At 72.9% G+C, this 11353-nt stretch carries 11 protein-coding genes; 10 read left to right on the top strand and 1 reads right to left on the bottom strand.

Translation table 11 applies throughout. The features are described from left to right. Nucleotides 1-565: 565 nt before the first annotated feature. From ACZ7HQ_RS32090 to ACZ7HQ_RS32045, 10 genes are all read left to right on the top strand, one after another. Nucleotides 566-3052 (top strand): sensor histidine kinase, encoded by a 2487-nt coding sequence (locus tag ACZ7HQ_RS32090; RefSeq protein ID WP_470997498.1) that lies wholly within the window; start codon nt 566-568, stop codon nt 3050-3052. A 98-nt stretch (nt 3053-3150) separates the two neighbouring features. Next, nucleotides 3151-3585, top strand: a complete 435-nt coding sequence (locus ACZ7HQ_RS32085) for a roadblock/LC7 domain-containing protein (protein ID WP_470997496.1) — start codon at nt 3151-3153, stop codon at nt 3583-3585. 2 nt (nt 3586-3587) lie between these two features. Beyond that, the gene (locus ACZ7HQ_RS32080) at nt 3588-3959 is read left to right on the top strand and encodes a DUF742 domain-containing protein (protein ID WP_470997492.1); all 372 of its coding nucleotides are present in this window, start codon (nt 3588-3590) and stop codon (nt 3957-3959) included. Continuing rightward, nucleotides 3937-4536: a GTP-binding protein gene (locus ACZ7HQ_RS32075; protein ID WP_470997489.1), complete on the top strand. Its 600-nt coding sequence runs from the start codon at nt 3937-3939 to the stop codon at nt 4534-4536. Before ACZ7HQ_RS32080 ends, ACZ7HQ_RS32075 begins: the two co-directional genes overlap by 23 nt. A gap of 61 nt (nt 4537-4597) precedes the next feature. Continuing rightward, nucleotides 4598-5173, top strand: a complete 576-nt coding sequence (locus ACZ7HQ_RS32070) for a GAF domain-containing protein (protein WP_470997486.1) — start codon at nt 4598-4600, stop codon at nt 5171-5173. Nucleotides 5174-5365: 192 nt separating this feature from the next. Further along, entirely contained in the window at nt 5366-6394 is a 1029-nt protein-coding gene (gene tdh / locus ACZ7HQ_RS32065) for an L-threonine 3-dehydrogenase (protein WP_470997484.1), read from the top strand. 37 nt (nt 6395-6431) lie between these two features. Continuing rightward, on the top strand, nt 6432-7625 hold the full coding sequence (locus ACZ7HQ_RS32060) for a glycine C-acetyltransferase (RefSeq protein WP_470997482.1): 1194 nt from the start codon (nt 6432-6434) through the stop codon (nt 7623-7625). Between the two features lie 31 nt (nt 7626-7656). Then, entirely contained in the window at nt 7657-8562 is a 906-nt protein-coding gene (locus ACZ7HQ_RS32055; RefSeq protein WP_470997479.1) for a LysR family transcriptional regulator, read from the top strand. An 86-nt stretch (nt 8563-8648) separates the two neighbouring features. Beyond that, a complete protein-coding gene (locus ACZ7HQ_RS32050; RefSeq protein ID WP_470997477.1) occupies nt 8649-9008 on the top strand; it encodes an MmcQ/YjbR family DNA-binding protein in 360 nt (119 codons plus the stop codon). A gap of 93 nt (nt 9009-9101) precedes the next feature. Next, entirely contained in the window at nt 9102-10391 is a 1290-nt protein-coding gene (locus ACZ7HQ_RS32045; RefSeq protein WP_470997474.1) for an MFS transporter, read from the top strand. 37 nt (nt 10392-10428) lie between these two features. Here ACZ7HQ_RS32045 and ACZ7HQ_RS32040 read toward each other — a convergent pair whose 3' ends face one another. Next, the gene (locus ACZ7HQ_RS32040) at nt 10429-11343 is read right to left on the bottom strand and encodes a transketolase family protein (RefSeq protein ID WP_470997472.1); all 915 of its coding nucleotides are present in this window, start codon (nt 11341-11343) and stop codon (nt 10429-10431) included. Between the last annotated feature and the right edge of the window lie 10 nt (nt 11344-11353).

Below are 11353 nucleotides of genomic sequence, written 5' to 3'. Positions count from 1 at the left end.
CGTTCCCCCCCCCCCCCCCCCCCCCCCCCCCCCCCCCCCCCCCCCCCCCCCCCCCCCCCCCCCCCCCCCCCCCCCCCCCCCCCGCTGCTCCCAGGAGCTAGGGGGTCCAGTGGTAGAAGAACGCATGTAGTCGCCCAGGTACGGCAAGAACTGGGCGACGGGGACGCCGGCCGGCGCGCGGTGCGGCACGAGCGGCGTCACCTTTCTCTCTCTTCAGCTAGGGGTAGAGGTAATACTCTGCGTCACGATGCGAGGGGTGATCATGGCGTGCCTGCAACTGCCGTCGTGACCGATTCTGAGCGGATCTCACCGATCTCTTTCGGATCCCCCGCACCGCTCCTGGCCAGGTAATCGGTCTGTCGTACGACGCTTCATACCAGAGCGGGACGCTCCTCGGGTGCTTTTGTCAACTGCCCACCGCACATGATGCGCAGGCGACTACTGTGAGTGGCCGTCGCGTCGCGGGGCCGGATTCGCCGGTTCCGTCGGCCGACGCCGCGTTGACGCATGCCCGCCTCGCGCACCGCGTGAGGACCAGGCCCGACGGACCAGTACGAGGACGCAGATGTCTCACCTCCGAGCACCGGCCACCCGCGCCGACCGCCGCGAGGGCGGCCGGCACGGGCGACCGGTCGGACGACCCGCTCCCGCACTGCGCGAGACGCCCATACGGCCCCAGCTCATGCGGCTCGCCGTGCTGCCGCCCCTCGCGGTCGCGCTCAGCGCCACCGCCGCCGTCCTGTTCAGCATCCGCTCCACCGGCGCACACACCGGCCCCGTCCTGTGGGCCGTACTCGCCGGAGCGGCCACCGTGGCCGTCGCCGGCATCCTCATCGCCGCCGTGGCCGCCGACCGGGCCGCCCGCTCGGTCTCCGACCGCGTCGACGCGCTGCGCCGTACCGCCGCGCGCGGCGAGGCCGACCTGCATGCCCTGGTGGACGCGCTGCGTCAGGGCGAGACCCCGCCGCCGTGCTCGGCGCGCCGCCGGCCGCCCGAGGACGCCGACGACTTCGAACTGCTCGCCGCCGACCTGGCCCGTGCGCACGACGGCGCCGTCACCGCCGTCGTGCGCGCCGCCCAGCTCTCCAGCCAGGCGGGCAGCGAGCAGAAGCTGGAGGTCTTCGTCAACCTCGCGCGCCGGCTGCAGTCGCTCGTGCACCGGGAGATCTCGATCCTCGACGAGCTGGAGAACGAGATCGAGGACCCCGACCTGCTCAAGGGCCTCTTCCACGTGGACCACCTGGCGACCCGCATCCGGCGCCACGCGGAGAACCTCGCCGTGCTCGGCGGTGCCGTCTCCCGGCGCCAGTGGAGCAACCCGGTCAGCATGACCGAGGTGCTGCGCTCCGCCATCGCCGAGGTCGAGCAGTACTCCCGGGTGAAGCTGGTGCCGCCCATCGACGGCGAGCTGCGCGGCCACGCCGTCGCCGACGTCATCCACCTGCTCGCCGAACTCATCGAGAACGCCTCGGTGTTCTCCGCCCCGCACACCCAGGTGCTGCTCCGCGCGGGCCTCGTCGCCTCCGGACTCGCCGTGGAGGTCGAGGACCGCGGGCTCGGCATGCCCGTCGGTGAACAGAACCGGATGAACGCCCTGCTCGCCGACCCCGACCAGGTCAACGTCGCCAGCCTGCTGGCCGACGGCCGCATCGGCCTCTACGTCGTCTCCCAACTCGCCCGGCGGCACGGCATCCATGTGCGCCTGCAGACCAACATCTACGGCGGTGTGCAGGCCGTACTCGTCGTCCCGCAGGCGTTGTTGGGCGGGGCGCCCGGGGTGCCCGGCGCGGTCGCCGGAACGGGTGCAGTCCAGCCGCACGCTCCTGCGGACACCGGCACGGCACCCCACGTACGGCTCCAGGACCAGGGGCATGCCCAAGGGCATCCGCAGGGGCAGCGGCTCGTGGCTGCGCCGGAGCAGGGACACGGGCACGGGGCCGGACAGGTGCGGGGCCCTGTGGCCAGGCCCGCGTCGGTGCCTGGCGTGCGGCCCGGCGAGGCGAGCCCCGCGCAGGTCGACCGTGCCGGGGCAGGCGCAGGGGACGCTCCGCCCGCCTCTGGGGCCCCGCTCGCCCCAGCGGGCGGGGCCGCCGGTTCGGATGCGGGCCAGGCTCCGGTGACCGGGCGGCGGCGACACGCCCAGCGCGGCAGCGGGCGGTGCGTCCCCGAGAGCGGCGCGGGCGGCGGTGACGGAGGGCGGGACGGCGGTGTCCCGGCCCCGCTTCCGGTGCGGGGCGCCCGACAGGAGCGGGCCACCCCCGCCGCGGCCGTGCCCGGCATCACTGCCGAGGACCGGGCGGCGGTCGAGGCCCACAGGGGCGTGCTGCCCACGCCCCGCACCGGGAACACCGTGCGGGGCACCATGAGCAAGCCCCCGCTGCCCCGCCGCCGTGCCCAGGAGCACATCGTCCCGCAGTTGCGCGGCGGCCCCGCGCCCCGTCAGGACGCCGACACCGTCCCGGGTCACGACCCCGGGCTGATGGCTGCCTTCCAACGCGGAATCGGACTCGCCGAGGCGCAGCAGCACATGGAGAGCCAGGAGCCCGCCGCGCTGGAGTCGAGCCATCTGGACTTCGGTCATCTGGACTCCGGCCACCTGGATTTCAGCCACTCGGACTCCAGCTACCCGGACTCCAGCCTTCCGGATTTCAGCCTGCCGGGGTTCAGTCAGCTGGGCTCCACGCACATGGGCTCAGGCCACATGGACATGCACGACATGGATCCGTCGCACGCGGCCCCACTCCACATGGACCCGTCCCACACAGCCTCGGCCCACACGGAGTCAGCCTACGTGGACGCGGCCCATGTGGACGGGGCCCACATTGAGTCCCCCCACCCGACCCACCATCATCTCCGCCCCGCACGACCGCAGTTGGCCGAGCCGACGCGCGCGCGGCAGTCTGACCACATGGGCCCGGGCCACACGGGCTCGACCCACATGGGTGCGGATCACAGCAACCCGCCCCTCATATCCCAGGAGCGCACCCCCGCGCCCACATCCGACGGTGCCCGCGGTGCCGGCCGGCCCGACGGGAGCGCCCCGGCCGGATGACCACCCGCACCTACCCACCCCCACCCGCCCCCACCACCCGAACCGCCCCACACCCAGCGCTCCCACAGGCCTTACGTACCCCAAGGAGTCGATCCACCATGGCGAGCGATGCGCCGACCGCCCACGCGTCCGACCTCGACTGGCTGCTGAGCGGCCTCGTACAGCGTGTACCGCACACCACCAGCGCGGTGCTCCTGTCCTGTGACGGGCTCGTGAAGTCCGTGCACGGTCTCGACATCGACAGCGCGGACCACATGGCGGCCCTGGCCTCCGGCCTGTACTCACTCGGCCGCAGCGCGGGCGTCCGCTTCGGCGACGGCGGGGACGTCCGCCAGGTCGTCGTGGAGCTCGACTCGACCCTGCTGTTCGTCACCACCGCCGGCTCCGGCACCTGCCTCGCCGTGCTCGCGGGACGTGAGGCCGACGCGGCCGTCCTGGGCTACGAGATGGCGATGCTCGTCAAGAGCGTCCGCCCCTACCTGGTGACCGCGCCCCGGCAGCCCGCCGTCGAACCCACGGCGACGAGGCCTTGAGCGTGGCCGCAGCCGGCGACGGGCCCTGGCTGGACGAGGCGGCCGGACGGCTGGTACGCCCGTTCACGGTCAGCAACGGACGCACCGAGCCCAGCATCGCCCTGGACCTGATGTCGCAGGTGATGGCCACCGGCGTCACCCCGCTCGGCTACCTCGGACCCGAGCACGCCCAGGCGCTCGACCTGTGCCGGGCACCCGTCTCGGTCGCCGAGGCCGCCGCGCATCTCAAACTGCCCGCGGCGGTCACCAAGGTGCTGCTCTCGGACCTCGTCGACTGCGGGGCGCTGACCACCAAGCCCCCCGTCTTCCACCACACACCCACTGACCGGTCTCTGCTGGAGGCAGTGCTCGATGGACTACGACGACAGCTCTGACCCGTTCCCCACCGCGTTGAAAATCCTGGTGGCGGGCGGGTTCGGGGTCGGCAAGACGACCTTCGTGGGCGCGGTCAGCGAGATCGCGCCGCTCAGCACGGAGGAGCTGCTCACCACGGTCAGCGTCGGCACGGACAGTCTCGACGGCGTCGAGAACAAGATGGAGACCACCGTCGCCATGGACTTCGGCCGGATCACCCTCGATCAGGACCATGTGCTGTACCTGTTCGGCACACCGGGCCAGGAGCGGTTCTGGTTCATGTGGGACGAGCTGTCCGAGGGTGCGCTGGGCGCGGTGATCCTCGCCGACACCCGCAGGCTGCAGGACTGCTTCGCGGCCGTTGACTTCTTCGAGGAGCGCGGGCTCGGATTCATCGTCGCCGTCAACGAGTTCGACGGCGGCTACCGCTACGACCCCGAGGAGGTGCGTGCCGCCATCGACCTCGACCCGGGCGTCCCGGTCGTCCGCTGCGACGCCCGGATCTCCAGTTCCGGCGTACAGACCCTGCTCACCCTCGTACGCCACCTCCTCGCCCATGCCCCGGCGCCCGCGCCGAGCCATGGCGCCCACATGTGATCCCGCCCTACCGCCCACGGAGCCGCTATATGAGGTACGCCCACAGCGCCGGAGCCCGGCCATGACGTACGAGCCGCCCCGGCCGGTCCGGGGGCTGTTGCTCACCCCCGAGGACAAGGAGGCCCCCGCACGTGTCCACCGGTTGCGGCTGCTCGGCCTGGTGGACCGTCCCGACCCGGCGCTGGACGTCTTCGCGGAGCATCTCGCGCGGCTCACCGGCGCGCCCTACGCCATGGTCAACTTCATCGGCGAGGACCTCCAGTTCTTCGCAGGGCTGTGCGTCCCCGCCGTCGCGCCGTTCCTCCGGGCGGACGGCAGCAGACCTGAGCTCGGCCGCGTCCTGCCGCGCGACCACGGGTTCTGCCCCCATGTGGTGGTCCGTCGCAAAGCACTGGTGCTCGAGGACGTCCGCGACTATCCGCGGTTCGCCGGTAACCCGGTCGTGGACGAGTACGGCATCCGCTCCTATCTCGGCGCGCCGCTCATCGACAGCTCCGGCATGGCGCTCGGCACCGTGTGCGCGGCCGACACCGAGCCCCGGGCCTGGGGGAGGTCCGGCCTGGAGGCCATCAAGGCGCTGGCCGCCGACCTCGTCGTACGCCTCGAACGAAGCGCCGAGGACGGTCTTCCCCTGTGAGGGCCGACGAGGGCCCGCTCGCCCAGGCGGCACAAGGGGTGTGAAGGAAACCTGTGGCGGCGGTTAAGAAAAGCTCGATGGACCCGTGGCCCGCGCATACGGCAGATTGCAGGGTGATTCCACCCCTCTGACCCGGTGCGGGCTCCTTCGGCGTGCCCGTGGGCCGGGATCTCACCCACAGGAGCCGCACGAGTGAAGGCGCTGGTCAAGGAGAAGGCGGAGCCGGGACTCTGGCTGACGGACGTCCCGGAGCCCGAGATCGGTCCCGGTGACGTACTGATCAAGGTCATGCGGACCGGTATCTGCGGCACCGACCTGCACATCCGGGCCTGGGACGGCTGGGCGCAGCAGGCGATCCGCACGCCGCTCGTCGTCGGGCACGAGTTCGTCGGGCAGGTCGTCGAGGTCGGGCGGGACGTGAGCGACATCCGTATCGGCGACCGGGTGAGCGGCGAGGGACACCTGGTGTGCGGCAAGTGCCGCAACTGCCTGGCCGGCCGCCGTCACCTGTGCCGGGCCACCGTCGGCCTCGGGGTCGGGCGCGACGGTGCCTTCGCCGAGTACGTCGCCCTGCCCGCGTCCAACGTCTGGGTGCACCGCGTCCCCGTCGACCTCGACGTCGCCGCGATCTTCGACCCGTTCGGCAACGCCGTGCACACCGCGTTGTCCTTCCCGCTGGTCGGCGAGGACGTCCTGATCACCGGCGCGGGTCCGATCGGCCTGATGGCCGCCGCCGTCGCCCGGCACGCGGGTGCCCGCAACGTCGTCATCACCGACGTCAGCGAGGAGCGCCTGGAGCTGGCCCGCAAGATAGGGGTGAGCCTCGCCCTGAACGTCTCCGAGTCCACGATCGCCGACGGCCAGCGGGAGCTGGGCCTGCGCGAGGGCTTCGACATCGGCCTGGAGATGTCCGGCCGCCCCGAGGCCATGCGGGACATGATCGCCAACCTGACGCACGGCGGCCGGATCGCCATGCTCGGCCTGCCGGCCCAGGAGTTCCCGGTCGACTGGGCCCGGATCGTCACCTCGATGATCACCATCAAGGGCATCTACGGCCGCGAGATGTTCGAGACGTGGTACGCGATGTCGGTGCTGCTGGAGGGCGGCCTGGACCTCGCCCCCGTGATCACCGGCCGCTACGGCTTCCGCGACTACGAGGCCGCCTTCGCCGACGCCGCGAGCGGCACGGGCGGCAAGGTCATCCTCGACTGGACCGCGTAACTCCCCCGATCAGCAAGCACCTTCAGGAGAGACCCCCATGTTCGACACCGTCCGTGACGACCTGCGCGCCACCCTCGACGAGATCCGGGCCGCCGGCCTGCACAAGCCCGAGCGGGTCATCGACACCCCGCAGTCCGCGACCGTCAACGTCTCGGCCGGCGGCCGCCCCGGCGAGGTCCTCAACTTCTGCGCCAACAACTACCTGGGCCTCGCCGACCACCCCGAGGTGATCGCCGCCGCCCACGAGGCCCTCGACCGCTGGGGCTACGGCATGGCCTCCGTCCGCTTCATCTGCGGCACCCAGGAGGTGCACAAGCAGCTGGAGGCCCGGCTCTCGGCGTTCCTCGGCCAGGAGGACACGATCCTGTACTCCTCCTGCTTCGACGCCAACGGCGGTGTCTTCGAGACCCTGCTCGGCGAACAGGACGCGGTGATCTCCGACGCCCTCAACCACGCCTCCATCATCGACGGCATCCGCCTGTCCAAGGCCCGCCGCTTCCGTTACGCCAACCGCGACCTCGACGACCTGGAGAGGAAGCTCAAGGAGGCGTCCGACGCCCGCCGCCGGCTGATCGTCACCGACGGCGTCTTCTCCATGGACGGCTACGTCGCCCCGCTGCGCGAGATCTGCGACCTCGCCGACCGCTACGACGCCATGGTCATGGTCGACGACTCGCACGCCGTCGGCTTCGTCGGCCCCACCGGCCGCGGGACCCCCGAGCTGCACGGCGTCATGGACCGCGTCGACATCATCACCGGCACCCTCGGCAAGGCCCTCGGCGGCGCCTCCGGCGGCTATGTCGCCGCCCGCGCCGAGATCGTCGCCCTGCTGCGCCAGCGCTCGCGCCCGTACCTGTTCTCCAACACCCTCGCCCCGGTGATCGCCGCGGCCTCCCTGAAGGTCCTCGACCTGCTGGAGTCCGCCGACGACCTGCGCGTCCGGCTCGCCGAGAACACCGCGCTGTTCCGCCGCCGGATGACCGAGGAGGGCTTCGACATCCTCCCCGGCGACCACGCCATCGCCCCCGTCATGATCGGTGACGCGTCGCAGGCGGGCCGCATGGCCGAGCTGCTGCTGGAGCGGGGCGTGTACGTGATCGGCTTCTCCTACCCGGTCGTCCCGCAGGGCCAGGCCCGTATCCGCGTCCAGCTGTCCGCCGCGCACTCCACGGACGACGTCAACCGCGCGGTCGACGCGTTCGTCGCGGCCCGCGCCGAGCTGGCGGCCTGACCAGGGGGATCGCCCTGGGATAATCGAGGACATGATCGAGGCACGGCGGCTCCACATCCTCCGTGCGGTGGCCGACCACCGCACGGTCACCGCGGCGGCCGCCGCGCTCTATCTCACCCCCTCGGCCGTCTCCCAGCAGCTCACGGCCCTGGAGCAGGAGACCGGTCACCGGCTGGTCGAGCGCAGCGCCAAGGGCGTACGGCTCACCCCGGCCGGTGAGATCCTGCTCAGCCACACCAACGCCGTCCTCGCCCAGCTGGAGCGGGCCGAGGCGGAGCTGGCGGCGTACGGCTCGGGCGAGGCGGGCACGGTCACCGTCGCCGCCTTCGCCACCGGCATCGCCCAGGTCGTGGCCCCGGCCGTGGCCCGGCTCGCCCACTCGGCACCCGGCATCCGTATCCGCGTCCAGGACGCCGAGGGCGACGCGAGCCTGCCCATGGTGCTGGACCGGCAGGTCGATGTGGCGGTCGCCGTGGAGTACCGCGGCGCCCCGCCCGCCGACGACCCCCGGCTCGCCCATGTCCCGCTGTACGCCGAGCCGTTCGACGCGGTCGTACCCCTCGGCCACCGCCTCGCGGACGCCGTCGAGATCCCCCTCGCCGAGCTGGCCAAGGACTCCTGGATCGGCCCGTACCCCGGCAATCCCTGCCACGACGTGGTCGTCCTCGCCTGTGAACACGCAGGCTTCCAGCCCCGCCTGGAGCACTCCTCCGACGACTTCCGCGCCGTCGTGGCCCTCGCCTCGGCCGACGCCGGCGTGGCCCTCGTACCGCGCTCGGCGCTGAACGGCATGGACCTCACCGGCGTCGTCGTACGTCCGGTCGACGGCGTGGCTCCGACCCGCCGCGTCTTCGCCGCCGTACGGCGCGGCGCCGAGGGCCACCCGCTGATCCGTCCGGTGCTGGAGGCGCTGGCGCGGGCGGCGCAGGAGGCGTGAGGCTTCCGCGACCCGGTCTGCCCACCACGGTGTACTGCAAGCGGTTCGGAGGATGACTGTCAGTGGCAGGAGCTACGGTGCGTTGCATGCCGGACGCAGAAGACGTACGCCGTATCGCCCTGTCCCTGCCGGACACCACCGAGAAGACCGCCTGGAGCATGCCCACGTTCCGGGTGGCCGGGAAGATGTTCGCGACCCTGCCCGAGGACGAGACGTCCATCGCCGTGCGCTGCCCCAAGGAGGAGCGCGACGAACTGGTGGCGGCCGAACCGGAGAAGTTCTGGATCGCCGACCACGAGGCCCAGTTCGCCTGGGTCAGAGCCCGGCTCGCCGCGCTGGAGGACGAGGACGAGCTGCGCGACATCCTCGCCGACTCCTGGCGGCAGGCCGCCCCGCCCCGACTCCTCGACGCCCACCCCGAGTTGGGGCTGCCGCCCGGGGAGTGAAAATCCCCGGTGCGGGCGGGGTCCCCATGGCATGATCCCGCGCGGCACAGCCGTGGTGGAACACCGCAGGGGCGGCGGGGAGGGGCATCCGCGATGAGGGGAACGGGCGCACGGCACGACATCACCGCGCGGGGGGCGGGCGCGGCCGGGCCCGGCGGGCGGGCCGTCTGGTCACGGGACTTCGCGCTGTTCTTCGTGGCCCGGGCCGTCGCCCGCCTCGGCGACACCATGCTGCCCGTGGCCCTCGCCGCCGGCCTGCTGGAGCACGGGTACGGCGCCGGCGCGGTCGGCCTCGCCATGGCCTCGACGGCGGCGGCGTTCGCCGGTCTTGTGGTCTTCGGCGGGGTCGTCGCCGACCGGTTCAGCACCCGCCGGCTGATGATCGGCGCCGATCTGGTCCGGCTCGTCACCCAGTCCCTCGCCGCGTGCCTGTTCTTCGCGGGGCACGTGGTGCTGTGGCAGATCTGCGCCATCGGCGCGGTCAACGGCGTCGCGGGCGCGGTCTTCCAGCCCGGCGTGGCCAGTACGGTGCCCCGGCTGGCCGCCGACGTCCAGGGCGCGAACGGCGCGATCCGCATCGCCGAGTCCGCCGCCCAGCTCGCCGGCCCCGCCGTCGCCGGCCTGCTGGCCGGGTTCGCCTCGCCCGGCAGCGTGTTCGCCGCGCACGCCGCCACCTACGCGGTCAGCGCCCTGTGTCTGCTGCTGCTCCGGCTCCCCGCGCTGCCAGGGGCCGCGCATGCCGCCACCGGCCGGGGCATGCGCGCCTTCCGGGCCGATCTGGTCCAGGGCTGGCGGGAGTTCCGGTCCCGGACCTGGCTGTGGGCGGTGATCGCCGTCTGGTGCCTGTACATGATCGCCGTCTGGGGCCCGAGCGTCCCCCTCGTCGCCACGGAGGTCGTCCAGCACCACGGCCCGCGCGCCTACGGCCTGGTCAACTCCGCCCTCGGCGCGGGCACGGTCGTCGGCGGCCTGCTCGCCCTCCGGTTGCGGCCCCGCCGCATGCTCCGTGCGGGCGCCCTGTCCCTGTTCGCCTTCTTCGGCTTCCCGGCGGCCGTCGGCGCGGGACTCGGCGTACCGGCGATGGCGGCCGGTGCGGCCGTGGCAGGCGCCGGGATGTCCTTCTGGGGCGTGATGTGGGCGACCAGCGTGCAGACGCAGGTCCCGCCCGACGTCCTCAACCGCATCCACGCCTACGACGTGGCGGGCTCCCTCGCCATGATGCCGGTGGGCCAGGCCCTCGCCGGCCCGGCGGCCGACGCGCTCGGCGCCGGCCACGTCCTGCTGGTCTCGGCCGCGGCGAGTCTGGCGGTGGCCGCGGCCCTGCTCGCGGTGCCCGCGGTACGTGACCTGGTCCGCGCCGACGCGCGCGCAGCCACCCGCTGAGCGCAGGTCCGTGCAGGTGCCCCGCGCCGCCGCGTGCTCAAGCGGTCCGACGGGCCGGCGCCGCGAACCGCCCGATCCGCTCGCGCAGGCCCGCCGGGTCCAGGCCGTGGGCGGCCACGTGTTCCTCGACCGTGCCGTAGCGGCGCAGCTCGCGGCGGCCGACGCCGAGGCCCAGCACCCGGTGCGGGACGTCCGCGAGTGCCTCGTTCACCGCGCCCGTCGACGTTCCCGCGAGATACGGCTCGACCAGTACGACATCGGTGCCCGCCGTCCCGGTGGCCCGGCGCAGTCCGGCCGCGTCGAAGGGCCGTACCGTCGTCGCGTAGAGGACCGTGACGTCCATGCCCTCGGTGGCGGCGAGGACGGAGTCCAGGAGCGGGCCCACGGCGACGACCACACCGCCGCGGCCCTCGCGGACCGTCACGAAGTGCTTGCCGTCGATCTCCCGGCCCTCCCGGTTGGCCTGCACCGAGAGCCGTACGTACACCTTGTCGTCACCCGCGGCCACCGCGTGGCGCAGCAGCGTCTCGGCCTCGTCGGGATGCCCCGGCACATGCACGGTCCAGCCCTCCAGCGTGTCCAGCAGGGCCACATCGCCCGGGGCCATGTGCGTGTAGCCGCCGGCCGGCCAGTCGAACGAGGCGGCCGCGCTCACCAGCACCGCCCCGGTGTCCTGGTGCCCGAGATCCAGCTTGACCTGCTCGAACGGCCGCTCCACGAGAAAGCTGGCGAAGGTGTGCACGACCGGCCGAAGCCCGGTGAGCGCCAGCCCCGCCGCGGCTCCGACCAGGAGCTGCTCGCGGATACCGACGTTGATCACCCGGTCGGGATGCCGTGCCATGGCCTCGCGAAAGCCGTCCTTGCCGATCTCTGCGAGGACGACCGCGACCCGAGGGTCCTCGTCCAGCAGCCGGGAGACGACGGGGGCGAAACGGTCGCGCATGGTGTCCATGAGGAGGTGC

The organism is Streptomyces sp. NPDC037290 (assembly GCF_055603245.1).
Note: the sequence above shows the minus strand (reverse complement) of the source record. Positions and strands in the feature narration are given on the sequence as shown.

What these genes read in the sequence shown, in the direction of transcription:
- ACZ7HQ_RS32050 (WP_470997477.1), top strand. Translation starts at nt 8,649, where the DNA reads ATGCCGGACGCAGAAGACGTACGCCGTATCGCCCTGTCCCTGCCGGAC.
- ACZ7HQ_RS32055 (WP_470997479.1), top strand. Translation starts at nt 7,657, where the DNA reads ATGATCGAGGCACGGCGGCTCCACATCCTCCGTGCGGTGGCCGACCAC.
- ACZ7HQ_RS32070 (WP_470997486.1), top strand. Translation starts at nt 4,598, where the DNA reads ATGACGTACGAGCCGCCCCGGCCGGTCCGGGGGCTGTTGCTCACCCCC.
- ACZ7HQ_RS32060 (WP_470997482.1), top strand. Translation starts at nt 6,432, where the DNA reads ATGTTCGACACCGTCCGTGACGACCTGCGCGCCACCCTCGACGAGATC.
- ACZ7HQ_RS32085 (WP_470997496.1), top strand. Translation starts at nt 3,151, where the DNA reads ATGGCGAGCGATGCGCCGACCGCCCACGCGTCCGACCTCGACTGGCTG.
- ACZ7HQ_RS32075 (WP_470997489.1), top strand. Translation starts at nt 3,937, where the DNA reads ATGGACTACGACGACAGCTCTGACCCGTTCCCCACCGCGTTGAAAATC.
- ACZ7HQ_RS32045 (WP_470997474.1), top strand. Translation starts at nt 9,102, where the DNA reads ATGAGGGGAACGGGCGCACGGCACGACATCACCGCGCGGGGGGCGGGC.
- ACZ7HQ_RS32040 (WP_470997472.1), bottom strand. Translation starts at nt 11,343, where the DNA reads ATGGACACCATGCGCGACCGTTTCGCCCCCGTCGTCTCCCGGCTGCTG.
- ACZ7HQ_RS32090 (WP_470997498.1), top strand. Translation starts at nt 566, where the DNA reads ATGTCTCACCTCCGAGCACCGGCCACCCGCGCCGACCGCCGCGAGGGC.